23 protein-coding genes and 1 riboswitch are annotated in these 23579 nt (G+C 62.6%); of the genes, 16 read left to right on the forward strand and 7 right to left on the reverse strand.

What is annotated here, in order from left to right:
* Positions 1-279: 279 nt before the first annotated feature.
* A complete protein-coding gene (locus QMK17_RS24790) occupies positions 280-756 on the reverse strand; it encodes a DUF6764 family protein (RefSeq protein ID WP_283511952.1) in 477 nt (158 codons plus the stop codon).
* A 238-nt stretch (positions 757-994) separates the two neighbouring features.
* On the opposite strand from QMK17_RS24790, the gene QMK17_RS24795 reads away from it, so the two are divergent.
* The gene (locus QMK17_RS24795; RefSeq protein WP_283511953.1) at positions 995-1897 is read left to right on the forward strand and encodes a DUF4349 domain-containing protein; all 903 of its coding nucleotides are present in this window, start codon (positions 995-997) and stop codon (positions 1895-1897) included.
* 51 nt (positions 1898-1948) lie between these two features.
* On the opposite strand, the gene QMK17_RS24800 is transcribed toward QMK17_RS24795, so the two are convergent.
* Complete coding sequence (locus tag QMK17_RS24800; RefSeq protein WP_283511954.1) at positions 1949-2413, reverse strand: tRNA (cytidine(34)-2'-O)-methyltransferase; 465 nt, start codon at positions 2411-2413, stop codon at positions 1949-1951.
* Between the two features lie 33 nt (positions 2414-2446).
* On the opposite strand from QMK17_RS24800, the gene QMK17_RS24805 reads away from it, so the two are divergent.
* From QMK17_RS24805 to QMK17_RS24815, 3 genes are read left to right on the forward strand one after another with little or no spacing between them, the layout of a single operon-like run.
* Positions 2447-3055, forward strand: coding sequence for a pentapeptide repeat-containing protein (locus QMK17_RS24805; protein ID WP_283511955.1), 609 nt, complete (start codon positions 2447-2449; stop codon positions 3053-3055).
* A 39-nt stretch (positions 3056-3094) separates the two neighbouring features.
* Entirely contained in the window at positions 3095-3961 is an 867-nt protein-coding gene (locus QMK17_RS24810; protein ID WP_283511956.1) for a bifunctional methylenetetrahydrofolate dehydrogenase/methenyltetrahydrofolate cyclohydrolase, read from the forward strand.
* 6 nt (positions 3962-3967) lie between these two features.
* Positions 3968-4243, forward strand: a complete 276-nt coding sequence (locus QMK17_RS24815; protein ID WP_283511957.1) for a DUF3017 domain-containing protein — start codon at positions 3968-3970, stop codon at positions 4241-4243.
* A 28-nt stretch (positions 4244-4271) separates the two neighbouring features.
* Here QMK17_RS24815 and metX read toward each other — a convergent pair whose 3' ends face one another.
* Together metX and QMK17_RS24825 are read right to left on the reverse strand one after the other, a co-directional pair.
* Positions 4272-5429: a homoserine O-acetyltransferase MetX gene (gene metX / locus QMK17_RS24820; RefSeq protein WP_283511958.1), complete on the reverse strand. Its 1158-nt coding sequence runs from the start codon at positions 5427-5429 to the stop codon at positions 4272-4274.
* A complete protein-coding gene (locus tag QMK17_RS24825) occupies positions 5426-6763 on the reverse strand; it encodes a bifunctional o-acetylhomoserine/o-acetylserine sulfhydrylase (RefSeq protein WP_283511959.1) in 1338 nt (445 codons plus the stop codon). The genes metX and QMK17_RS24825 overlap by 4 nt, the downstream gene beginning before the upstream one ends.
* Before the next feature lie 169 nt (positions 6764-6932).
* Positions 6933-7063, reverse strand: a riboswitch (SAM riboswitch).
* A 240-nt stretch (positions 7064-7303) separates the two neighbouring features.
* On the opposite strand from QMK17_RS24825, the gene QMK17_RS24830 reads away from it, so the two are divergent.
* The 3 genes from QMK17_RS24830 to QMK17_RS24840 all read left to right on the forward strand — a co-directional run bounded on the left by QMK17_RS24830 (position 7304) and on the right by QMK17_RS24840 (position 11016).
* Complete coding sequence (locus QMK17_RS24830) at positions 7304-8527, forward strand: NADP-dependent isocitrate dehydrogenase (RefSeq protein WP_283511960.1); 1224 nt, start codon at positions 7304-7306, stop codon at positions 8525-8527.
* Positions 8528-8686: 159 nt separating this feature from the next.
* Entirely contained in the window at positions 8687-9958 is a 1272-nt protein-coding gene (locus QMK17_RS24835) for an MFS transporter (RefSeq protein WP_283511961.1), read from the forward strand.
* 173 nt (positions 9959-10131) lie between these two features.
* Positions 10132-11016: a DUF559 domain-containing protein gene (locus tag QMK17_RS24840; RefSeq protein WP_283511962.1), complete on the forward strand. Its 885-nt coding sequence runs from the start codon at positions 10132-10134 to the stop codon at positions 11014-11016.
* Positions 11017-11123: 107 nt separating this feature from the next.
* Here the strand turns inward: QMK17_RS24840 and QMK17_RS24845 are convergent, their stop codons facing one another.
* Positions 11124-13208, reverse strand: coding sequence for an ArnT family glycosyltransferase (locus QMK17_RS24845; protein WP_283511963.1), 2085 nt, complete (start codon positions 13206-13208; stop codon positions 11124-11126).
* Positions 13209-13420: 212 nt separating this feature from the next.
* Between QMK17_RS24845 and QMK17_RS24850 the strand changes: the two genes are divergently transcribed.
* The 9 genes from QMK17_RS24850 (at position 13421) to yhjD (ending at position 21412) form a co-directional block, all read left to right on the forward strand.
* Positions 13421-14095, forward strand: coding sequence for a response regulator transcription factor (locus tag QMK17_RS24850; RefSeq protein WP_283511964.1), 675 nt, complete (start codon positions 13421-13423; stop codon positions 14093-14095).
* Positions 14092-15063: a HAMP domain-containing sensor histidine kinase gene (locus tag QMK17_RS24855; RefSeq protein WP_283511965.1), complete on the forward strand. Its 972-nt coding sequence runs from the start codon at positions 14092-14094 to the stop codon at positions 15061-15063. Before QMK17_RS24850 ends, QMK17_RS24855 begins: the two co-directional genes overlap by 4 nt.
* Positions 15064-15140: 77 nt before the next feature.
* Positions 15141-16655, forward strand: a complete 1515-nt coding sequence (locus tag QMK17_RS24860; protein WP_283511966.1) for a DUF4153 domain-containing protein — start codon at positions 15141-15143, stop codon at positions 16653-16655.
* A 28-nt stretch (positions 16656-16683) separates the two neighbouring features.
* Positions 16684-16971: a DUF6412 domain-containing protein gene (locus QMK17_RS24865; protein ID WP_283511967.1), complete on the forward strand. Its 288-nt coding sequence runs from the start codon at positions 16684-16686 to the stop codon at positions 16969-16971.
* An 85-nt stretch (positions 16972-17056) separates the two neighbouring features.
* Positions 17057-17350, forward strand: coding sequence for a DUF6412 domain-containing protein (locus QMK17_RS24870; RefSeq protein ID WP_283511968.1), 294 nt, complete (start codon positions 17057-17059; stop codon positions 17348-17350).
* A gap of 95 nt (positions 17351-17445) precedes the next feature.
* Positions 17446-18351, forward strand: coding sequence for a membrane protein insertase YidC (gene yidC, locus QMK17_RS24875; protein WP_283511969.1), 906 nt, complete (start codon positions 17446-17448; stop codon positions 18349-18351).
* 36 nt (positions 18352-18387) lie between these two features.
* On the forward strand, positions 18388-19203 hold the full coding sequence (locus QMK17_RS24880) for an exodeoxyribonuclease III (protein ID WP_283511974.1): 816 nt from the start codon (positions 18388-18390) through the stop codon (positions 19201-19203).
* A 67-nt stretch (positions 19204-19270) separates the two neighbouring features.
* Entirely contained in the window at positions 19271-20311 is a 1041-nt protein-coding gene (gene trpS, locus QMK17_RS24885; RefSeq protein ID WP_283511970.1) for a tryptophan--tRNA ligase, read from the forward strand.
* Between the two features lie 75 nt (positions 20312-20386).
* Positions 20387-21412, forward strand: coding sequence for an inner membrane protein YhjD (gene yhjD / locus QMK17_RS24890; protein WP_283511971.1), 1026 nt, complete (start codon positions 20387-20389; stop codon positions 21410-21412).
* A 3-nt stretch (positions 21413-21415) separates the two neighbouring features.
* Here yhjD and QMK17_RS24895 read toward each other — a convergent pair whose 3' ends face one another.
* Together QMK17_RS24895 and QMK17_RS24900 are read right to left on the reverse strand one after the other, a co-directional pair.
* Positions 21416-22717, reverse strand: a complete 1302-nt coding sequence (locus QMK17_RS24895) for a D-alanyl-D-alanine carboxypeptidase family protein (RefSeq protein WP_283511972.1) — start codon at positions 22715-22717, stop codon at positions 21416-21418.
* Between the two features lie 114 nt (positions 22718-22831).
* Positions 22832-23317, reverse strand: coding sequence for a MepB family protein (locus tag QMK17_RS24900; RefSeq protein WP_283511973.1), 486 nt, complete (start codon positions 23315-23317; stop codon positions 22832-22834).
* Positions 23318-23579: the final 262 nt, after the last annotated feature.

The raw sequence follows: 23579 nt of genomic DNA on the forward strand, positions 1-23579 counted from the left end.
CCTTGCGGATCTCGGTGAACATGCCGACAGCGCGTTCACGCAGCTCGGTGGGGTAGTTGCTTGCCGGTCGTGCCATGGCTTCATTCTCCTAAGAAGTGAAGCCTCCGGACAACCCGGTGCGGTTCAGATCCTCCTGAAGATGCGAGTGGAGTCATCGTAAACCGGTCTCGGCTGTAGTACTACTTTTGGTCGTAGATTGCGGCGATTTCGGGCAGGAAACGACAAATGCCCTGCCGCTCCACTATGAAGGGCAGGGCATTCGGTCGAGACGAGAGACGATCAGTTTCCGAGCGCGCAGAACTGCCCGGAGGCGAAGTTCAGAGCCAACGACATCGTTCCGACGCAGTTGACGCCGCCCGGTTCTGCGGTGGCTCCGGATCCCCAGCCTGCGATGGCAATGGTGGTCGCACCATTTTCGGCCCAGGAGTGTGCGATACCGCCGCCGATTGCACCGGCGTAGGCAGTTCCGCCTGCGCGTGATGCGCCGAGCGCAGTGCCGTAGCCGGTCGCCAAGGTCGAGGTGGTGCCGCCGGTTTCCGCGACGCTGACGGCAGTGCCGCTCTCGGTCGCGGTCGCGGCCGCATGCGAGGTGTCAGCAGCGGTTGCACCGCAACTCGCGACACCGTCGACCTGAATGTCATTGGCCGATGGCGGGGACACGCAGGTGACCGGTGCGGCCGAGGCAACGCCACTTCCGAAGAACGTCGCAGCCGCGACTCCGCCGCTGAACACGAAAAGCGCTGCGGTGCGGGACATTCGACTACCGAAGCGGTGTGAGGAGCCAACCTGGGGCGAGCGGCCAAGCGCAGAGAAAGAAGACGAAGCGGAGAACAACAGGGGGCTCCTTCAGGAAACGAAATGGGTCGGTGCGGCACACCGTACCGCGGTTCGGCGCTCAGGTCATCAGTGATTGTTCCCAAGGGGTGTAACGATTCGGCACTCGACATTTTCGACAAGAACCTGGCAAAGGAAACGTGCTCTACCATCTCCGAGGATGAAGCGCACTCTGATCGTGGCAGTGGCCGGATCGCTTGTCCTACTCGCTGGATGCAGTGGGTCCGGCGGAGTCGATCGAGATGGCGCGGTCGCTGCCGACTCGTCGCTCTCCTCGCCCGGTATTGCGCTTGCTCCCGAGATGGGCGACGCGAGAAGTGATCAGGCCACGGAGGTGCAGGCGCGCAAAGAGGTTGTGACAGGCCAGATTTTCGTTACGACAGCCGATCCCGTCGAGGCAGCTCGCGAGGCCGTCGGCGCTGTGGAAGACGCGGGCGGACGCGTCGACAATCGCACGGAGAATCCGGAAACAGACAATTCGCCTGCCAGTAGTTCCATCACCGCGCGAATTCCCGCGGACAAGCTCACCGCCACGGTCGACCGTATCGACAAACTCGGCAAGGTGACGAGCGTCAGCATCACACGCGACGACGTGACGATGCAGTACCAAGATCTCGACGCCAGGATCTCAGCGCTGCAATCGTCGGTCGATCGTCTGAGAGCTCTCATCGCGGGAGCTGCGAACACTGCCGATCTCATCGAGGCGGAGTCCGCGCTCTCCAGCAGGCAAGGGGAGCTCGACAGTCTCACGTCACAGAAAAACTACCTCGCGGACCAGGTGGACTTGTCCACCATCACAGTGCAATTCAGTACTGACGACGTGACGCCCTCTACTGAACCGGATAATTTCTTCGACGGACTTGTCGCAGGCTGGCACTCGTTGTTGGACGCGATGTCCGACGGCGTGGTCGCTCTCGGCCGTGCCATCCCGTGGCTTGGTGCACTCGCCGTGGGTGCGGCGATCGTCTACGGAATTGTGCGTCTCACTCGTAGAAGGACGAAGGTCGCCCAGCCCGAGGAGTCGGAGTCCTCGATCGACACAACCGCTCCCTCTGACGATTGACGTGACCGGTTTCCCGAAATCAGCACCCGTCCTCAGACCCTGATCTTTCCCTCAGACACTCCCGTCGAATCCGTGTTGGCGCCACGCTTCGTACATGACGACGGCTGCTGCGTTGGCGAGATTGAGCGATCGACGTCCGGGAATCATCGGGATCCGTAGCTTGTCGGTGACGTGTGGGTCGCTGAGAACCTCGTCGGGAAGGCCTGTCGGTTCGGGACCGAAGAGCAGAACATCGCCGGGACGGTAGTCGACGGCGGTGTGAAATCGGGACGAGTGAGCGGTGTACGCGAATACCCGATCGGGAGCCAGTGCTTCCCATGCGGCCGGGAGGCTCTCGTGGACCGTGACCGACGCAAGGTCGTGGTAGTCCAGACCGGCTCGTTTGAGCTTGGGTTCGGACATGTCGAAGCCGAGTGGACCCACGAGATGGAGCTCGCAGCCCGTTCCGGCGACGAGGCGGATGGCGTTGCCGGTGTTCTGTGGTATCCGGGGTTCGAAGAACATGAGTCGAAACACCCGCCTCACTCTGCCATCACCGCGGCAGGGAAGATGGCTCAGGTGGACGAAGAACAAATCGTCGGTGAGGACTACTCCGACGCCAGACTCGATCAGCAAGAGTGGACCGATCGCAACTTCGTGTCGTGCAATTTTCTCGATGCAGACATGAGTGGAGTGAAAACGAAATCGGTGGTGTTCACCGAGTGCGATTTCACCGGGACTGACTTCACGGAGTCGATTCACGTGGACACGGCGTTCAGGTCGTGTACTTTCACTCGGACCAATTTGCAGCACAGTACTTTTCGTCATGCGAGTTTTATCGGATCGACGTTCGTGGACTGCCGGATGCGTCCCGCAACGTTCGACGAGGTCGACTTCACGCTGGCAGGCCTCGGGGGAGCGGACCTCCAAGGCGTCGACCTGAGCGGGTGCCGCATGGTCGAGGCCAATCTTGTGAACGCAGATTTCCGGAAAGCCACGTTGGCATCCGTCGATTTCACCGGGGCACGTGCGATCGGGGTGAAGTTGGACCGCGCCGATCTTCGCGGCGCACAGGTCGATGCGGACACCTGGGTCGCCGCGACGGTCGCCGGGGCTCGCATCGAGCTGACGCAGGCAGTCGCCTACGCGCAGGCACGAGGGTTGTGGGTCGAGGGTTGACGTAACCCGGCCGCCGCCACCTCTGGAACAATGGTCGTCGTGACTGCAACGGTGCTGGACGGTAAGGCGACCCGCGACGAAATTTTCGTCGATCTGACCGAGCGTGTGAACGCCCTACGGAAGCAGGGCGTCGTCCCAGGCCTCGGTACGGTCCTCGTCGGGGACGATCCGGGGTCCGCTGCCTACGTACGCGGCAAGCACAACGATTGTGCCAAGGTCGGCATCACGTCGATCCGCCGTGATCTTCCCGCCGACATCAGCCAGGCAGACCTGGAAGCGGTCATCGACGAACTCAATGCAAACCCGGAGTGCACCGGCTACATCGTCCAATTGCCGCTCCCGAAACACCTGGACGAGAACGCCGCACTCGAGCGGATCGACCCGGCAAAGGACGCCGACGGCCTGCATCCGATCAACCTCGGTCGTCTCGTGCTGGGTAAGGAAGCCGCATTGCCCTGTACTCCGCGCGGAATCGTCCATCTGCTTCGCCGCTACGACGTTGCGATCGACGGGGCACATGCCGTTGTGATCGGGCGCGGCGTAACGGTCGGCCGTCCGATCGGGCTGCTCTTGACACGCAAGAGCGAAAACGCCACGGTCACGTTGTGCCACACCGGTACCAAGGATCTTGGCGCCGAGGTCTCTCGCGCGGATATCGTCATCGCCGCTGCAGGCGTGCCGGGAATCGTCACGGCAGAGATGGTCAAACCGGGTGCTGCTGTCCTCGACGTGGGAGTCACCCGAACCGATGACGGCTTGCGCGGCGACGTGGCCGCAGGCGTGGCCGAGGTAGCAGGCTTTCTCTCGCCCAACCCTGGCGGCGTCGGCCCATTGACGCGCGCATTCCTACTGTCCAACGTCGTCGAGCGCGCGGAGCGCGAACTTCACTCCACTACAGCGGTCTGATCAGCGATGGGCATTCAGATCCGCAAGAACCTGCCCCTGCTCGTGGTGCTCGTCGTCATCGTGGCTGCGCTTGTCTTGGTTCTTGCGGATCGCTGGCGCCGCGGGTCCTTCGTACTGGGAATCGCGACGATCCTGGCGGCCGGCTTTCGGCTCTGTCTGCCCGAGAGCCGCGCAGGCCTACTGGCGGTGCGGAGCAGACAGTTCGACGTGTCGGCGCTCGCGCTGGTGGGCGGCGCGATCGTATTCCTGTCCGCGTCGATCGACCCGCTCGGAACCGACTGACGCTCGGACAAGCCTGACGGGTCTCTCGTCAGGCTTGCTTCGAGCTTCGTGCGGTTCGTGCGTGTCCCATTGTCTCGACGAGAAGCTGAGCGACAGCTTCGGCCTCCGTGAGGAACCCGTCATGGCCGTCGCGCGACTGAATTACTTCCAGTCCTTTGCAGGCAGGGAGACCACGGGCGATCTCTTTCTGTTGACGAAGGGGATAGAGCCGGTCCGAGTCCACTCCGCCGACGATCGTGGGAACGGTTGCCAGTGCAAGCGCCGCGTCGATCCCGCCGCGCCCGCGCCCGATGTCGTGTCGATTCATCGCTTCGCTCAGCAGCACGTAAGTACTAGCGTCGAACCTGCCCGCCAGCTTTGCAGCCTGGTGCTGAAGGTAGCTCTCGATGGCGTATCGACCGCCGTGCCAAGGGTCTTCGTCACCCTGAGCGGAGTTCGCGAACCGCAGATCCAGTTCGCTTTCGGTTCGGTAGGTCAGATGCGCGATACGACGCGCGATGCTCAGTCCGGTCTTGGGTGAGCGTCCCGTCCCGTGGTAGTTGCCGCCCTGCCAGTCCGGATCGGACGTGATCGCTTCGATTTGTGTGGTCTGTGTTCCGATCTGATCGGCCGTCGCCCGTGCACCGACAGCGAGCACCAGCGCCGCACCCACACGTTCCGGGTATCCGACGATCCATTCGAGTGTTCGCATCCCACCCATCGATCCACCGACCACGGCCGCGAAGCGCTCGATGCCCAGTGCGTCGGCAACGGCTGCTTCGGCAACGACCTGATCACGAATGGAAATTTCGGGGAATCGGCTTCCGTACGGGGTGCCGTCCGACGTGAGTGAGCTCGGCCCGGTGGTCCCTCCGCAGCCACCCAGGACGTTGGTGGCCACGACACACCACTCGTCGGTGTCGAGGGGGTCGCCGGCGCCGACCATTCCGTTCCACCAGCCGGGCAACGCATGATCGTCGTCCGGCGCACCGGTCACGTGGGAATCGCCGGTGAGTGCATGTTCGACGAGTACGACGTTGTCACGTGCGGGTGAGAGCTCACCCCAACGCTGGACGGCGACGGTCACCTTGGGCAGGGTCGCTCCGCTTTCGAGCGTGAGCGAACCGATGTCGATGCTGCCGAGCCGACCGCCCGGCGGAGGAAACCCTGCCGCCGGACGGACGTCGTGCACAGTGCCGATGGTCAAGACGCCGCCGCAGCGAAGCCGAGTTCGAGATCGGCGAGGATGTCGTCGATCCCTTCGATGCCAACTGCCAGCCTGACCAGGCCTGGCGTGACACCCGATGCCAATTGTTCCTCTGGTGTCAGCTGCGAGTGAGTGGTCGATGCGGGGTGAATGACAAGTGAACGCACATCTCCGATGTTAGCTACATGGCTGTGCAGGCTCAGTGCGTTGACGAACTTCTTGCCCGCATCCACACCGCCCTTCAGTTCGAACGCGACGATTGCGCCCTGTCCCTTGGGTGCCAACTCCTGGCCTCGCTGGTACCACGGCGACGACTTCAGACCCGCGTAGTTGATCGACACCACGTCGGCGTGCGCCTCGAGGAAAGCTGCGACCTTCTGTGCGTTCTCGACGTGCCGCTCGATACGCAGGCTCAGTGTTTCCAGACCCTGGCTGATGAGGAACGCGTTGAACGGCGAGACGGCAGCGCCGATGTCGCGCAGCAATTGCACACGGGCCTTCAGTGCGAAGGCTGGTGCGCCGAGATCTGCGAAGACAACCCCGTGGTAGCTGGGGTCGGGAGTGGTGAAGTTCGCGTGACGGCCCTGTGTCCAATCGAATGTTCCGCCGTCGACGATGACGCCCGCGATGGCCGTGCCGTGGCCGCCGAGGTACTTGGTCGCCGAGTGCACGACGATGTCTGCTCCGTGCTTCAGCGGCTGAATCAGGTACGGAGTTGCGACGGTGTTGTCGACGATGAGCGGGATGCCGTTCTCGTGTGCAACCCCTGCGATCCCAGGAATGTCGAGGATGTCGTTCTTCGGGTTGGAGATCGTCTCGCCGTAGAACGCCTTGGTGTTCGGGGTGATCGCGGCACGCCACTGCTCCAGGTCGTCCGGATCCTCGACGAAGCTGACCGTGACTCCGAACTTGGGCAGTGTGTAGTGGAACAGGTTGTACGTTCCGCCGTACAGACGTGGGCTCGAGACGATGTGGTCGCCTGCCTCGGCGATGTTCAAGATTGCGAAGGTCTCGGCCGCTTGCCCCGATGCGAGAAGTAGGCCGGCGACACCGCCTTCGAGCGCAGCGATCCGCTGCTCGACGACATCCTGCGTCGGATTGATGATGCGGGTGTAAATGTTGCCGGGCTCGGCCAGTCCGAACAGCGCCGCGGCGTGATCGGTGTTATCGAAGGTGTAAGACGTGGTCTGGTAGATGGGCAGTGCACGTGCGTTGGTGGCGCCATCGGGTGTTTGCCCGGTGTGAATCTGCTTGGTCTCAAAGCTCCAGGACGCGGTCGGATCCTCGATGGGTGCTCCGACGGCGTCGACAACGTCAGGTGTGTTCTCGCTCATGTAAGTGATGGCTCCGTTTTCGAAGGATGTGTGGGAATCGAAACGGCTCTCGCTCGGAAAGCCGGGCGGGGTGTATCGAGACGACAACACATGGCGAACCTCCTCGGGGGCCTGCTCGGTACAGCAGTGCCCGGTCAGTGGGTCCGCAGCAACATGACGCCCGCCGACGGACCCGCGCTTGTTCTCCGACTGCGCAGGTACGCGCAGGCGGCTAACCAGGTCTTCTCACCCGGGGCACCCCACCGCGGTTGGAGGGTTGCCGGCCAGCAAGCCGGGGCTTGAACACTGGCACTCATGACCTGGCGTGAATCCTAGCGGTGCGATCCGACGTGCGAAACAGCGACTTCTTCGATGGTGTCGTCGTGCACGGTGGCAGAGGGTCATCGGCGGCTGTGAACAGGGGAAAGGCGTCGTCTGCTCCGCGGGGCCGTGCGGCTGCTGCTTGCGGGCGAACTCTCAAGCAGTACGCTTGTCTTGTTTTCTCAGCTCGCGGATGACCCGACGTACACGTTTGACTTCCTAGGAGGACGCGAACCTCACATGTCGAAAATCAAGGTCGAAGGCACGGTCGTCGAACTCGACGGCGACGAGATGACTCGAATCATCTGGCAGTTCATCAAGGACAAGCTCATTCACCCGTACCTCGACGTCGACCTCGAGTACTACGACCTGGGCATCGAACACCGCGACAAGACCGACGACCAGGTCACCGTCGACGCCGCCAACGCGATCAAGAAGCACGGCGTGGGCGTCAAGTGCGCCACCATCACCCCGGACGAAGCCAGAGTCGAGGAGTTCGGCCTGAAGAAGATGTGGCGTTCGCCCAACGGCACCATTCGCAACATTCTGGGCGGCACCATCTTCCGCGCGCCCATCATCATCTCCAACGTCCCACGGCTCGTCCCAGGCTGGACCAAACCGATCATCATCGGTCGGCACGCCTTCGGTGATCAATACCGAGCAACGGACTTCAAGGTGCCCGGGCCCGGCACCGTCACCATCACCTACACACCCGCCGACGGCAGCGAGCCGATCCAGCACGAGCTCGTGAAGTTCACCGAGGAGAGCCTCGGGGGCGTCGTGCAGGGCCAGTACAACTTCAATCAATCGATCATCGACTTCGCGCGCGCGTCGCTGAACTACGGGTTGCAGCAGAACTACCCGGTGTACCTCTCGACGAAGAACACCATCCTCAAGGCGTACGACGGCCAGTTCAAGGACACGTTCCAACACATCTACGAGACAGAGTTCAAAGCGGAGTTCGATGCTGCAGGTCTGACGTACGAGCACCGGCTCATCGACGACATGGTGGCGTCGTCGATGAAATGGGAGGGCGGATACGTCTGGGCGTGCAAGAACTACGACGGCGACGTCCAATCGGACACCGTCGCGCAGGGGTTCGGGTCGCTCGGCCTCATGACATCGGTACTGCTCACGCCGGATGGCAAAACCTGTGAGACGGAAGCGGCGCACGGCACCGTGACGCGGCATTTCCGGCAGCACCAACAGGGAAAGCCGACCTCGACCAACCCGATCGCATCGATCTTCGCGTGGACCCGAGGGCTCGAGCATCGAGGCAAGCTGGACAACACTCCCGATGTCATCGGATTCGCTCAATCGTTGGAGGACGTCGTCATCGGAACCGTCGAAGGCGGGGAGATGACCAAAGATCTGGCTGCGCTCGTGGGCGGGGACCAGAGTTACCTGTCAACCGAGGAATTCTTCGGTGCTCTCGACGAGAATCTGAAGAAGACGCTGCGCTGACAGCACGCTCAGAGGCGGTGAACATCTGCTCGGGTGAGGACAATCACCGTCGATCGACTCGAAATTCGGTTGCTCGCGGGAAGACAATTGAGCGGTGGGACGTTCCCTACGGGGTTCGTCCCTTCTTTCATGCCCTCCTCGAGACAAGGTTGTTCTGCTGTGACTGTCACCGATTCGGCTTTCGCCAAGAATGTCAGCGCTGTGCGCGACAGGGTGTCGAACGGACCGAGTACCAGTCGCAGAACACTGTCCACCCGCAGGCGGCTGGCGATGCTGGCGCTGTCCATCGGTGGATTCGGGATCGGTACCACCGAATTCGCGTCGATGGGTCTGCTTCCCGACGTCGCGACGACGATGGGGATCTCGGAGCCGTCGGCCGGCCATATGATCTCGGCCTACGCCCTCGGCGTCGTCGTCGGTGCTCCCGCGATCGCGACACTCGCAGCCCGGGTTCCTCGGCGCGCACTTCTGATCCTGCTGATGGTGGCGTTCACCCTCGGAAACTTGGGGACCGTCTTCGCACCGAGCTTCAATGAACTCGTGGCGTCGAGGTTCGTTGCAGGACTCCCGCACGGCGCATATTTCGGCATCGCAGCGCTCGTTGCGGCCCACCTCGCCGAACCAGGCAAGCGTGCCAAGGCCGTCGCGATGGTGATGATGGGTCTGTCGATCGCCAACGTCGTCGGCGTACCCGCTGCGACGTGGCTCGGTCAGGCACTCGGGTGGCGAAGTGCGTTTGCCGTCGTCGGGGTCATCGGTGCGTTGACCGTCACCGCGCTGATCCTGTGGATGCCGCGACTCGACGGCATGCCCACCACCAACCCGATCACCGAGCTCGGTGCGCTAAGACGCAGTCAGGTGTGGATGACACTCTTCGTCGGGATGGTCGGCTTCGGTGGGATGTTCGCGGTGTACACCTACATTGCGTCGACACTGACCGATGTCGCCGGACTTGCCAGAGCCTTGGTGCCGGTGGCGCTGATGATCTACGGACTCGGCATGGTCGCCGGCAACTACGCAGGCGGCTGGCTGGCCGATCGATACCAACTGAGGGGGACGTTCGTCGGGCTCGCCTCGATGGCCGTGTTCCTGGCGATGTTCGTAGTGGCAGCTCATAATCCGATCAGTGCGCTGCTTCTGGTGTTTTTGATCGGTGCGTCGGGCTCGTCGGTCATCCCCGGCCTTCAGACGAGGTTGATGGACGTCGCCGAGGATGCTCAGACTTTGGCTGCCTCCCTCAACCATGCAGCGTTCAACTTGGCGAACGCGATCGGTGCGGCACTCGGTGGCGCTGTGATCGCTGCCGGCTTCGGCTACACAGCACCCGCTGCCGTCGGTTCGGTTCTCGCCGTGGCCGGTCTTGCTGTCCTCGCGACTGCGATGTGGATGCAGCGGCGAACGGACGCGAAGGCGCTCGCCGCCCTGAGCTGAGACTGCATCTCAACCTCCGAAGAACGACACTGGCTGCACACAAATCGCCTTGGTCGACGGGAAACCGTCGAACAAGGCGATTTGCGTGCACTGAGTTGCAGTGTTGTGGATGACTCATCCCCAGATTCGAATCGACCGTTCCCAACGTGGGCGTTCTGGGCAACGCTGTACGCATGGGGGTAGTTCGAGCGTCGGAATTGATCGAGCAGGGGATGAATCGAAGCGCGATCTCGCGGCGGACGAAATCGGGTGAACTCACGCGTCTTCTGCCTGAGATCTACGCGAGCGCCACGCCGGATTACATGGAACGGTGCACGGCAGTAGCCATGTGGCGACCGGATGCATTGATCAGCCATCGGAGTGCTGCGTGGTTGTGGGGTCTGGTCGATGAGGAACCGTCCGTGGTCGAGGCGACGATTCCGGCCGCCGCGTCCTCCCGTGCACCACAGTGGGTTCGGCTGCATCGACGGACGATCGTCCGTTCCGGACTCCAGCGCGGCCTGCGGGTTGTGACCATCGAGCAGTGCCTCGTCGATGTGGCTGTGTCCATGTCGACAGCAGAACTCGAGGCCCTGTTCGACAAGGCGATCGGCGTGCAGGTCGACTGGCAGGCCATCGCGAACCTGTGCTCACAATCGTCAGGGCGGCATGGGATCGTCGAAGTGCGCAGGCAGCTGCGAACCTGTTGTCCGATGACTCGATCGGAACCGGAACGGTTGGTTGCGCGTGCACTCGCTGCCCGACGGATCCGCATGGAGATCAACGCCAGAGTCGGCCAGTTCTTCGGTGATCTCGTCTGCTTCCGAGCTCGCGTGATCATCGAGATCGACGGCCGTGACCACCACATCGATCCCCGTGCGTTCAACAACGACCGGCGACGCCAGAACATTGTGGTCCTGGACGGTTGGATCGTGTTGCGCTACTCGGCGGCAATGGTGATGGCCCATCTCGACATCGTCGTCGACGAGATCATCGAGACTTTGCGTAAGCGTCGAAAATCGATCAACTCGAAGGGTCGTACCTTGCCGGTGCATCTGCGTGCACACACATCGCCTTGATCGACGGGAAACCGTCGATCAAGGCAATTATCGTGCCGTGAGTCGCGTGCCGGGGAATGAAGTCGACTTCGGGTAGCCGACCCTGGCACTCCCTTTTGGGGTGCCTGTCACCCGACCCTCAGGTCGTACACCGTGGACGTGCCGACGGTCTGCGCCGTGAAGTTCGCCGCGACCCAGTCCGCGATTTCCGAGTTGCCTCCGCGCCCTCCTTGTCCGCTGCCGATGTAGTAACCGACGTCGCCGCCGGCAACCCAGTCCTGGAACTGCTGAAGCGTTGGCGCGGGATCTCCACTCCAGCCGCCGATGGCCATGACCGCCGTACCCGTCGCGAGCTCGATGCCCGCTGCCGACTGCGAGCCGTTGGTAGCGGCGGCCCACCGCGAATCGGTGTTCTGCAGCATCGTCACCAGTGCGGGGTCGGTGCTGCCGCCCATATCGCCCATCGCGCCGGGCATGCCGCCGGATACGTCACCGGGTTGGGTCGAGTCGGCAGCGCCGAACGCATCGCCGGTCGGCATTGCGCTCTGTGGAGCTTGTCCCGTAGGCATCTGGTCGGCTGATGCGGCACCGCCGGTGGAACGGTCGCCGCGAGCGCCTCCGGCACCGCCGAATCCGCCCATGTCACCGCTACCTGCTGGTCCGACGCTCGGAATGGAACCGGTGTGGGGGTTGGCCGCCGTTGCGATGGCATACGCGCCGGTCCCGCCGAGGCCGGACAAGATGGCCAGTGCGGCAACGACAACGGTTAGCTTTCGGAATCTGTGGACGGCTCCGACGGCGAGTCCGATCGCAGCGACGACAGCGGCGACCACTATCACCCACTTCAAGGCGGGATGCCACGTTGCATTGCGATTCAACAGAATCCATGCCGAAATACCGGACGCGACCGTCACAACCGACAGTCCCAGACGGGCCGGCAGTCGTTCACGGATCTGCCACAGGGCGTAAACGCCGGTGCCGATCATCCCCGCGATCGCCGGTGCAAGAGCAACCGTGTAGTACGGGTGAACCGTGCCGGACATATAGCTGAAAATGACGCCGGTGACGACGAACCATCCACCCCAGAGGATCAGGGACGCTCGAACGAGATCCGTCCGCGGAGCCTTGCCTCGGGCAATCAATCCCAGCACCGATGCGATCAGTGCAGCGGGAATCAACCAGGAGATCTCGAATCCCATCTCACTGCCGAACAGTCGATCGAGGCCCGTCGATCCGCCGAAACTGGAACCGGCTGCGCCGCCACCCATTCCGCCAGGCATGCCGCCCGCCATGGCGTCGGGCGTACCGCCTCCCATCGCCCCTGCTGCGGCGTCGCCACCTTCCGGCATGCCGTCACCACCACCCCGACTCTGACCGAAAATACGCCCGAGACCGTTGTACCCGAGGACAAGGTCCATGACCGTGTTGTTCGTCGAACCTCCGATGTAGGGACGGGAGTCGACGGGCCAGATGATCGTGGCGAGGACCCACCACGCGGCAGACACCACGAGTGCAGCGGCGGCCCCGACAAGGTGGATCAAGCGAGGAACCAGCTTCGAGCGACCCGCGACCAGGTAGACCAGCCCGAACGCGGGTAGTACGAGCAGCCCCTGCATCATCTTGGTGAGGAATGCGAAACCGAGCGCGACTCCGGCCATTGCCAGCCACCCGGCTGCTCGGCGGCCGACGTCCGTAGAGATCGATCGGATCACGAAGTAGCCGCCGAGCGTCATCAACAGCGCCAGCAGTGCGTCAGGATTGTCGAAGCGGAACATCATCGCGGCGGCAGGTGTGAGGGCAAGTACCGTACCCGCGAGCAATCCGGCGCCGGGTGAGGCAACACGCTTCACCGCCGCGTACACGAGGGCGACGGAGCCGACTCCCATCAGAGCCTGAGGAACCAGGATGCTCGCGCTCGAAAATCCGAAGATGCGCGCCGAGAGTGCCATCACCCAGATGGATGCGGGTGGCTTGTCGACGGTGATGAAGTTCGACGAGTCGAGCGATGCGAAGAACATCGCCTTCCAGTTCTGTGCACCGGCCTGGGCTGATGCGGCGTAAAAGCTGTTCGCGTAGCCGCTCGCGGTCAGGTCCCATAGGTACAGAACGGCCGTCGCGACGAGCAGGCCCACGAGCCCGAGTCGGTATCTGTGGCGAACCGGCCACGGTGTTGTCGGTTCGGTGTTGATGGCGTTGTCGTCCACCAGTGTCATCGCAGTCTTCTCCCTCGCATGTCGCACGCAACACTGCCTACCGAAGCGTGGGAGTAACTCGATGGTGGCTGTGTCTTTGCTGTGAGTGTGCGCAAGTAGTGCTCACAGCGCCTTCGGCGACATACGGCTCCTGATTCTCAGGGGCCATATCTTCACCGAACCTCCACATTTCCCGTCGGTCTCCTCCATGGGCGCCCTCTAGTGTCATGTGCATGAACCGCACCGTCCTGGTCGTCGACGACGAGCCGACAATCTCCGACGCTCTCGCTGCGCGTCTTCGCGGCGAGGGCTTCGATGTCGTGACGGCAGGCGACGGGCCCGCGGCGGTGGCGGCCTACGAGCGCACACGACCTGATCTTGTGGTGCTGGATGTAATGCTTCCCGGTTTCGACGGATTGGAAGTGTGCCGGAGAATCCAGGCTGTGCGCAGCGTTCCGGTGTTGATGCTCACAGCGAAGTCCGACGAGAACGACATGCTCGTCGGGCTCGGCGTCGGAGCCGATGACTACCTGTCGAAGCCGTTCAGCATGCGCGAGCTGGTGGCGCGTGTGCACGTGCTTCTGCGACGGGCCGACCGCGCCGCTACGCCGGAATCGTCGTCGACCTCCCTCGGTCCGTTGATGATCGATCATGATGCGAGAGTTGTGTCCGGCGTCGGCGGTGAGATCCACCTGACACGAACAGAGTTCGACATCCTCGCGTACCTCTCTTCTCGGCCGAGGACGGCGGTGACGCGCGAGACGTTGTTGTCGGAACTGTGGGGCTGGGAGGACTCCGCCAGCAGCCGGACCGTCGACAGTCATGTGAAAGCGCTGCGGCGCAAGCTCGGTGGCAATCTCATCCGCACAGTTCATGGCGTCGGGTATGCCTTGGAGGTGCCGCGATGAGGCGGGTTCTGCCACGCCCACTCGATGCGCTGACATCGTTCAAGCTCAAGGTATCGCTGATCGTCGGTGTCGTCCTGGTGGTCGCGAGCATCACGTTCTGGTTCGGTGCAGGCTGGCAGTTCCGCTACGCCCTTCTGGCCGCTTTGGTCACGTCGTTGGCGGCCACGCAGGTGTTGGCGCACGGGATGACCTCGCCACTGCGTGAGATGACGGCGGCCGCGAAAGCCATGGCGCGAGGGGACTATTCGACGCGAGTGCAAGCCACTTCCCGCGATGAGGTCGGGCAACTCGCGGAAGCCTTCAAGACGATGTCCACCGATCTCGCAGCGGCCGATACCTATCGACGCGAGCTGATCGGTAACGTTTCACACGAGCTGAAGACTCCGATCGCCGCCCTGCGCGCCGTGTTGGAAAATCTTGTCGACGGTGTCACCGAGGCCGATCCGGCGACCCTGAAGGTGGCGCTGGTTCAGACCGAGAAACTGGGTGACCTTGTCACCGAATTGTTGGACCTCTCGCGCCTCGAAGGGGGAGTGCTCCCGCTCCGGCCCGAGCGCTTCCGTGTCAGAGCCTTCCTCGATGCCGTGACAGCGGAAAGAGATTGCCTACGTATCGATGTGGAGCCTGCGGATCTCGAAGTGTCGGCAGACCGTTCCAGATTGACGCAGGTCGTCACCAATCTCGTCGACAACGCCGTCAGGCATGCGCCGATCGGCACCACAGTGTCGGTGTCCGCCGTCGACACTGCCGACGGAGTTCGATTCGAGGTCGTCGACCACGGTCCTGGTATCGCTCCGGGCGAACGCCTTTCGGTATTCGACCGGTTCACCCGAGGTGGTGAGACCGACGGCGGTACCGGGCTGGGTCTCGCCATCGCCAGGTGGGCAACCGAGTTGCACGGCGGCACCATCGAGGTGCTCGACAGAACTCCTGGTTGCCATATCCGGGTACAGATTCCGCACTCCTGAACTCTCTGTTCCTCACGGCGCACGCGTGCGTGCCGCCGGTTCCGATCCTGCCCGAAAACAATGGACGAGGTATGTCAATGACTGAAGTCGATTCTCCCCACAATGCCATGGTGCACAACCATATTCCGCAACCTCCGGTGCGCCGACCGAACGCTCGTCTGTGGCCGAGTCGGATATGGCCGACGCTTCGTTATTCTGCCGCGCCTCGTCGCACTCTCCTCGCCGCTCTCGGTACGGGCGTTGTCGGCGCGATCGTGTTGGGAAGCCCGGGCATCGGATATCCGATCACCGCTGCTGCGCTGCTGGTCGTCGTTGCATGCGCCCGGCCGGAACGGCTCACGACGTGGCATGTTGCCGGCGCCGTCGCAGTGCTCGCCTTCAGTACGGTCGCGGTCTTCCTCTCCGCCGACTGGATCGTGACGATGTCCGTGTGGTCGGCCGTGTTCGTCGCGGGGGCAGTGCTGTCGAGTTCGTGGAGTTGGACCGGGCTTCTGCTCGGGGCCGCGACACCAATTCTTCTTCCCGCCAGGGTGGTGCGCTGGACCGCCAGGGGGAAGCGCGGACTCGGTGGGGGGCGGGCGCGAGTCGGCAGAGCTGCAGTGGTGGGCGCCGTGACAGCAGTGCTCGTACTCGTCTTCGCGGCACTGTTCGCCGGTGCCGACCCGGCATTCGAACGCATCCTCGACGAGGCGACACCCGAATGGGATCTCGGCGCAGCAATCGGACGAGCGCTCATATTCCTGCTGGTCACATCGGGCACGCTCGCGGCAGCGTATCTCGCGACCAATCGGCCGCGTTTCGACGGTCTCACGAGCCCGGTGAAGACCACATTTCGGCTGTGGGAGTGGATGATCCCCGTCGGTGCGCTCGTCGCGCTGTTCGGTGCGTTCGTCGCAGTCCAGATCGCCAGTTTGTTCGGAGGGCAGACGCACGTGCTGGTCACCGATGGGCTGACGAACGCCGAATATGCCCGTCAGGGATTCTGGCAGTTGCTCACCGTGACCGCGTTGACGTTGCTCGTCATTGCCATCACGATTCGGAAGGCGCCGAGAGTGAATGCGGGGGAGCGGCTGGCGTTACGCGTTGTGCTCGGTCTGCTCTGTCTGCTCTCGCTCGTCGTGGTGGCGTCGGCTCTGCATCGCATGTCGCTCTACGAACAGCAGTACGGCTACACGACGCTCCGCTTGTTCGTCACCGCCGTCGAACTTTTGCTCGGCTCGGTCTTCCTGCTCATCATGGCATCGGGGATCCGGATGTCGGATCGATGGCTTCCTCGTGCCGTCGGAGTCGCAGCTGTGCTGACCGTTCTCGGCCTCGCGGTGCTCAATCCCGACGCCTACATTGCGCGTCACAACGTGGAGCGATTCGAGGATACTGGCAAGATCGATACGAGCTACCTGTCGGAATTGTCCTCGGACGCAGTACCCGAGCTCGAGCGACTCCCCGAGCCGTACCGAAGCTGTGCACTGGGCAACCGACACGACGATGACCGGCAATGGTTCGAGTACAACGTGTCCGAGAGCCGGGCACGCGCGATCGAGCCACGAATGCGGGCACAGGCGTGCAGTCGGCTCGGTGTCTCTGTACGCTGACAGTCAATCGAGTGGGAGGAGGCGCGTGATGGGCTATCCAAGTGCGGTTCTCACGTCGCTGCTCCTCCTGTCGATTCTGGTGATCAGCCCCGCCGGGTCGGTCGAACTCGCACTCACACTCGTCGTTGCGCTTGCTGCGCTGATGGTGCTGGCCGGACGGGGCGGGATCCATCGCCATCTCGCGCTGGCATTCACCTTCGGCCCGTGCGACTCCGAACGCGCACTCCGTGGTTCGTTCCGTAGACAACAACGTCCGGACGAAGCAGGCCGGCCGATGCCTCGCGCTCCCGGCGCTCCCGCGGGGGCTTTCCAGTAGACCGCACCGAGCCCCCCGAACGCGTGCAGCGGTAGACCCGTCAACGTCAGGGAGCTCGTCCGTGTCATCTCTTTCTTGTTTCCGAATGAATTTCGATCAGGGCCGAATGCAGGCCATTTTCGGCGCGCTGATCGCTGTGGCCGTTTTCTTTCTCGTCGCCGTAGGTCCAGGGCCGAGCGCTCACGAGGCGCTGCTCGGGCTCGTCGTGATCGCGGTGGCAACGCTCGGTGTGGTGATTGCTGCCGCAGTGGCGCCCGCCGACGACAGGGGCCGCAATCCGCCTGCCGAGGAGACACGCCTGCGAGGGAAGTTTCGACGCCAACACCGCCCTGACAGTCCGGGGCGTCCTATGCCAAGAGCACCGGGACCGGTCATCTGACCGGCCCCACGATCCAGCTACCCTGCGTGCGGATCGTCGCTGCCGGTCGAGAGGTCATGTTCCTTCCGACATTCATGCAGTGAGGTGTTCTTTTCATGCTCGATTTCATCTATTACCCCGTATCAGGGATCCTCTGGATCTGGCATAAGGTCTTCGGCTCGGTTCTCGGTCCCGACAATGGGGTCACCTGGGCATTGGCTGTCGTCTTTCTGGTCTTCACCCTTCGTGCCCTGTTGTACAAACCATTCGTTCGGCAGATCCGAACCCAGTTGACGATGAAAAAGCTGCAGCCGCAGATCAAGGCCCTGCAGAGGAAGTACGCGGGCGACCGGGAGCGGCAGGCCGCCGAGATGCAGAAATTGCAGAAAGAACACGGATTCAACCCGCTGCTCGGATGCTTGCCTGTGTTGGTTCAGGCCCCCGTGTTCATCGGTTTGTTGCACGTACTTCGTTCCTTCAACCGCACGGCAACGGGTTTCGGGCAACTCGGTATGTCGCCCGAGGACAACGCGAAGGCGGCGAACTATTTCTTCGGCGCCGCCGACGTCCAGTCGTTTCTGAATGCGAGGTTGTTCGGAGCACCGATCTCCGCTGCGATCTCGAGCTCACAGAACACGCTGCAGGCGTTCGCTTCTTTTGGCGGAGTACCGACGGTAGTCACTATCGCACTCGTCGCGGTTCCACTCATGGTTCTGGCCAGTCTCGCCACGCATTTCAACTCTCGCGCTTCTATCGCTCGCCAGGACGATGCTGCGCGAGCCAATCCGCAGACCGCGATCATGAACAAGCTTTCCCTGTGGGTGTTTCCGGTCGGCGTTCTGATCGGCGGACCGGTTCTGCCCATTGCTGTGTTGCTGTACTGGGTGAGCAACAACATCTGGACGTACGTTCAGCAGCATCTTGTGTACCGAAAGATCGAAGCCGAGGGCGACGTTGCTCCGGTGGTGTCGCGCGCACCGGCCCCCGCGCCGGGAGCACTGCCGAAGCGCCGAAAGCACTAGGTGTCGGTGCAGTCCGCTACGGTGCCCTACGTGCCTATCACCGTGTCCCCTTTCGTTGTGTCGACAGTCAATGTCAACGGAGTCCGAGCCGCTGCCCGCAAGGGAATGCTGCCGTGGTTGGAGGCAACGGACGCCGATGTGATCGGCCTGCAGGAGACCCGTGCCAACGACGGCGAGTTGACCAAGGCCCTCGCTCCCGCGCTCGATGCCGGCTGGCACCTGGCCTCGGCCGAGCCGTCGGCGAAAGGCCGCAACGGCGTCGCGATTCTCTCCCGTACGGCTCCGGATGCCGTGCGGGTGGGAATCGGTGCGAAGGAATTCGAGGATTCCGGCCGTTACATCGAAGCCGACTTCGGCGACATCACCGTCGCAAGTCTCTATCTCCCGTCAGGCGAGGTCGGCACCGAGCGCCAGGACGAGAAGGAGCGCTTCATGATGGCCTTCGCCAAGTACCTGAAGAAGACGGCAAAGGCAGCGTCCGATTCGGATCGCGATCTTGTCGTCGTCGGCGATTGGAACATCGCCCACACCGAGAACGACCTGAAGACATGGAAGACCAATCGCAAAAATTCAGGTTTTCTTCCCGAGGAACGTGAATGGGTGTCTGCGCTTCTGACCGACAAGGCGCCGTGGACCGATGTGGTCCGTGCGCTACACCCCGACGTCGAGGGGCCTTACAGCTGGTGGTCTTACCGGGGCAAGGCGTTCGACAACGACGCCGGCTGGCGTATCGACTACCAACTCGCGACGCGTTCGCTCGCCGAGCGAGCAAAGGAAGCCGTCACCGAACGCGCGGAGGCGTATGACCAGCGCTGGTCGGACCACGCGCCGGTGACCGTCCGCTACCGGTAGAAGCGGGGCTGTTGCCGAAAAGAACCTGGGCGAAATTCAGTTGTTCGGGCGTGAAAAGATTGCGTTCATGTCTGTTCCTGCAACTTCCGAAACACCACAGGGACCGCGCCAGCGTGTTCTCTCCGGAATCCAGCCGACCGCCGACTCGTTCCACCTAGGCAATTACCTCGGTGCCGTGCGGCAGTGGGTGGCGTTGCAGGACGACTACGACGCGTTCTACTTCATTCCTGATCTGCATGCGATCACTGTTCCCCAGGATCCGAAAGCGCTGCGTCAGCGTACCCGGATCGCCGCCGCTCAGTTGCTGGCCGTCGGTATCGACCCGAAACGATCGACGCTGTTCGTGCAGAGTCAGGTTCCCGAGCATGCTCAGCTTGCTTGGGTTCTCAACTGCATCACCGGTTTCGGTGAAGCAGGCCGAATGACGCAATTCAAGGACAAATCGGCCAAGCAGGGACGGGATTCGACCTCGGTCGGCTTGTTCACTTATCCGATCTTGCAGGCAGCCGATATTTTGCTGTACCGGCCGAACTTGGTACCGGTGGGCGAGGACCAGCGTCAACACCTCGAACTGACCCGCGATCTGGCGCAGCGTTTCAACACTCGCTTCAAGAAGACGTTCGTCGTACCGGACGTCCACATCATCAAGGGCACCGCGAAGATCTTCGACCTGCAGGATCCAACGTCGAAGATGAGCAAGTCGGGTTCGAACCCGGCGGGCATCGTCAATCTGCTCGACGACCCGAAGGTGTCCGCGAAGAAGCTCAGGTCGGCCGTAACGGACAACGACCGGGAGATCAGGTTCGACCCCGCGAACAAGGCCGGTGTCAGCAACCTGCTGGTCATCCAGTCTGCACTGTCGAATCGGTCGATCGAGGATCTGGTGGCCGGGTACGAGGGCAAGGGTTACGGCGATCTCAAGTCCGATACCGCGGATGTGCTGACCGAGTTCGTCACTCCGCTTAAAGCCAGCGTGGACGGGTATATGTCCGATATTGCCGAACTCGACCGCATCCTCGCCGACGGCGCGGATCGGGCAAGAGAGGTAGCGTCACGCACGTTGACACAGGTGTACGACCGGGTGGGGTTCCTGACTCCGCTCTCCTGACCTTGCTTGTACTGACGGACTCGCTTGTGCTGACGGACTGAGGGGAACCCGCAGCATGAGCCTGACACCGAGAGGGTGATTGTCGTTCCTGATTTCGGCGCAATACTGCAGGAGCGTAGGGACCAATGGCCTTGGTTCGACCACACGGTTCGCGCTGCAGCGCGCTATCAGGCTCAAAAAGGCGACTACTACGCGGCCGGCATGACCTACTTCAGTGTGCTGGCGTTGTTCCCGCTTCTGATGGTGGCGTTCGCGGCCGCCGGCTTCGTACTCATCGGTCACCCGGAATGGCTCGATCAAATTCGAGATCAGATTGCGCAGAACGTACCAGGCAGCTTGGGTGAGACGATCAACTCGCTGATCGATACGGCGGTCAAATCCAGAACCAGCGTCGGCATCATCGGTCTTCTCGGCGCGCTCTACGCTGGGCTGGGATGGATCGCCAACCTCCGTGAAGCGCTGACCGCGATGTGGGAGTCCGTGCACGAATCCGGAAGTTTTCTCACGACCAAGCTCAAGGATTTGGCGGCCCTCGTCTCGCTCGGTCTCGCATTGGTGGTCTCGCTCGGATTGTCGGCATTGGCTGGGGGATCGGTCATGCGAAACGTGTTGGAGCTCCTGAACCTCGACGAGGTTCCCGGCGTCGGTGTGGCTCTTCGTCTCGCTTCGGTTCTGTTGGCGCTCGTCGCGACGTGGGCAGTGTTCACCTGGGTCATCTCGAGGCTTCCCCGCGAACCGGTGCCGTTCCGAAGTGCGGTGAAAGGTGGACTGGTCGCCGCCGTCGGGTTCGAGATTTTCAAGCAGATCGCCGCGATCTACCTCACGTCCGTGACCAACGGTCCGGCGGGTGTCGTGTTCGGTCCGATCATCGGTCTGCTCGTTTTCGTGTTCACGACGTCACGATTTCTGTTGTTCGCCACGGCTTTTGCGGCCACCACTCGCGAGAGCATGGCGTTGGCGTTCGTTGCGCCACCCGAGCCCGCAGTTATCTCCACGCGCCTCGAGGTCAACGAAGGCCCTTCTGTCGGCGGGGGTATCGCGCTCGTCGGAGCGGGAGCGCTGGCCGCGATCGGGCTGGGGCTTCTGTCCAGGAAGCGCTGACGCTCAGCGCTTTCGGCTGAGCTGACGGGCGCAGAGAATGAGGCCGATTACCACGAGCACACCGATGACACCGACTCCAATCCGGATTGCATTGTCGCCGCTCGATTCCAGTGCCGATGCACGCTCGCTCGAACCGGATGACGCGCCGGGGGTGGACGTTGTGGTGTTCGGTAGTGCGGTGCGAGTGCTCGTCACGTCTGCGACCTCGTCGGGTTGGACCAACGTGCCGACACTCGTTGCCGGGCGAAGCGCAAACCCGTAGTCGAGGAGACGGGCCGCTTGCTCCCACGGCCTGATGGGCTGCACATCGCCCTTCATGATTGTGATCGCCAGACGACGACCGTTCTTCTGCGCGCCGCCGACGAATGTCTGGCGGGCATCGTCGGTGTAGCCGGTCTTGCCGCCGAGCGCGCCGTCGTAGTTATAGAGCAGTTGATTGTCGTTGGAGAGAATGAACCCGGGGCGATCCACGTCATCGGGAACGGTGGGATCCTTCGGGAATCCCGGGAACTGCACAGTCTCGGTCGAGATGAGCTGCGCGAACGTCGGATTCTGCATTGCCGCGCGGAAAAACAGCGCGAGATCATATGCAGAACTGGACATTCCAGGACCATCGAGTCCCGATGGTGTTGCCGTCCGCGTATCGAATGCACCCAGCTCTTCCGCTGTGGTGTTCATTTTGTCTACGGTGACCGCGTCACCGCCGAGTTGTGCTGCAAGTGCGTGTGCCGCATCGTTGCCGGACGCCATGACAAGTCCCTGCATCAGCTGGAAGTTGCTGTAAATGCCGCCCTTTCCGATGCCGACTCGGCTGCCCTCCGCATCGGCATCGTCCGCCGTCGCCACGATGGTCTTGTTCAGATCCAATTCTTGGAGCGCCACCAGTGCGAGAAGAATTTTGATGGTGCTCGCGGGGCGATACCGCCCGTGCGGATCCTTGGCGGCGATGACGTCGCCGGTGTCGAGATCGGACAGCACCCAGCCCGTTGCCGATATGTCCGCCGGAAGCGGCGGTGCACCGTCGGGCGTGATCGTGCCGCACTGAGCGAACGCGGCGCCGCCCACCGCGTCGGCTGGAACAGGCAGCGGATCGGGGGCACTGTCGCCGGGCTCCGGGACCTCGGACAGGTCGATGGCAGGAGGCGGCGAGCTGGCGTAAGGGCAGGTGTCGGTGTTCGGCGTCGTGAAAGGAGTGGTCGTCGTTTCGGTCGACGGATTCTCCGGCTGCGCGTACGCAGGCCCGGCCGAGACGAACAAGACGGCCGTTGCCGCGAGCGCTGCGGTCACCCGAATAATCGTTTTCATCGCGAATCACCTTAGGTGGTAGCGCGCCCAGTGCCCGGCAGACCCTCCGGACCTGTGTCCACACTACCGAGAAGATCGACGGCATCGCGTAAGAAAAGCGGTCATATCGTGCAGTCAGGTCCGGTCGGAGAGGTCCGTGAAATAGGACAGCTGCCAGTTCTGCGCGGACACGGCGGTGCGGTTGACGGGGGAGTCCCACGGTGGATACAGACGGAATGCACGTTTTCCTTCCTTCCCGCCCACCGTGACGATTCCGTGATCGCATAGAGAGTGCATTGGAAATTCGAAGTACCCGAACCTATCCGGTGCGCGGGTTACCACGATGAGTGCATCGATGTCGTCGTACACGTCGAATGGTTGGATCGGACCGTCGCCGATTCGCTTCCAGAACGTGACAAATTGCCCGATCTTCTTCGGCGTTTCTCTTGCGACACGAAACCGAACGGACGCACCATCGATGGTGAGAGTGTGAGCGCCGTAGTCCTGGCTCTCGGCCTCGGGCTCGGGAGCCGAACATGCAGAGCCCGCCGGATCGAAGACGAGCCGCCCGAGTTGTAGCAGCTCTGGGTGTGCCCGAGTCCATCTGTCTTCGTGAAGCATTCGCCCATTCTGCTACAGTTTTCCAGCCGCTGTAGCTGGAGTTGGTCATGGACGGGGATGGGACGTTGATGCCGACTTCGACTTCGTTGTGGAACCTGCGTGCTGAGTTGAAATCGGCGTCCTGGGTCAGTTGCCGGACGGACGCAGGAACGGCCGTTGGATTTTCTTCCACTTCTGGTAGGTGGCGTAGGCGGTCTGGGTCGATTCGAGCGTCGAGGTGGCGCTGACCGGTACGTCCCACCAGGATTGGGAATCAGGGGCC

Source organism: Rhodococcus sp. G-MC3, assembly GCF_030063335.1.
Lineage (GTDB): Bacteria > Actinomycetota > Actinomycetes > Mycobacteriales > Mycobacteriaceae > Rhodococcoides.

Bases quoted from the DNA above. Each gene is read 5' to 3' on its own strand.
- QMK17_RS24855 (WP_283511965.1), top strand. From the start codon at position 14,092: ATGAGGCGGGTTCTGCCACGCCCACTCGATGCGCTGACATCGTTCAAG.
- QMK17_RS24840 (WP_283511962.1), top strand. From the start codon at position 10,132: ATGGGGGTAGTTCGAGCGTCGGAATTGATCGAGCAGGGGATGAATCGA.
- yidC (WP_283511969.1), top strand. From the start codon at position 17,446: ATGCTCGATTTCATCTATTACCCCGTATCAGGGATCCTCTGGATCTGG.
- QMK17_RS24795 (WP_283511953.1), top strand. From the start codon at position 995: ATGAAGCGCACTCTGATCGTGGCAGTGGCCGGATCGCTTGTCCTACTC.
- QMK17_RS24900 (WP_283511973.1), bottom strand. From the start codon at position 23,317: ATGCTTCACGAAGACAGATGGACTCGGGCACACCCAGAGCTGCTACAA.
- QMK17_RS24825 (WP_283511959.1), bottom strand. From the start codon at position 6,763: ATGAGCGAGAACACACCTGACGTTGTCGACGCCGTCGGAGCACCCATC.
- QMK17_RS24845 (WP_283511963.1), bottom strand. From the start codon at position 13,208: ATGACACTGGTGGACGACAACGCCATCAACACCGAACCGACAACACCG.
- trpS (WP_283511970.1), top strand. From the start codon at position 19,271: ATGTCTGTTCCTGCAACTTCCGAAACACCACAGGGACCGCGCCAGCGT.
- QMK17_RS24850 (WP_283511964.1), top strand. From the start codon at position 13,421: ATGAACCGCACCGTCCTGGTCGTCGACGACGAGCCGACAATCTCCGAC.
- QMK17_RS24895 (WP_283511972.1), bottom strand. From the start codon at position 22,717: ATGAAAACGATTATTCGGGTGACCGCAGCGCTCGCGGCAACGGCCGTC.
- QMK17_RS24815 (WP_283511957.1), top strand. From the start codon at position 3,968: ATGGGCATTCAGATCCGCAAGAACCTGCCCCTGCTCGTGGTGCTCGTC.
- QMK17_RS24860 (WP_283511966.1), top strand. From the start codon at position 15,141: ATGACTGAAGTCGATTCTCCCCACAATGCCATGGTGCACAACCATATT.
- QMK17_RS24790 (WP_283511952.1), bottom strand. From the start codon at position 756: ATGTCCCGCACCGCAGCGCTTTTCGTGTTCAGCGGCGGAGTCGCGGCT.
- QMK17_RS24805 (WP_283511955.1), top strand. From the start codon at position 2,447: ATGGCTCAGGTGGACGAAGAACAAATCGTCGGTGAGGACTACTCCGAC.
- QMK17_RS24870 (WP_283511968.1), top strand. From the start codon at position 17,057: ATGAATTTCGATCAGGGCCGAATGCAGGCCATTTTCGGCGCGCTGATC.
- QMK17_RS24830 (WP_283511960.1), top strand. From the start codon at position 7,304: ATGTCGAAAATCAAGGTCGAAGGCACGGTCGTCGAACTCGACGGCGAC.
- QMK17_RS24865 (WP_283511967.1), top strand. From the start codon at position 16,684: ATGGGCTATCCAAGTGCGGTTCTCACGTCGCTGCTCCTCCTGTCGATT.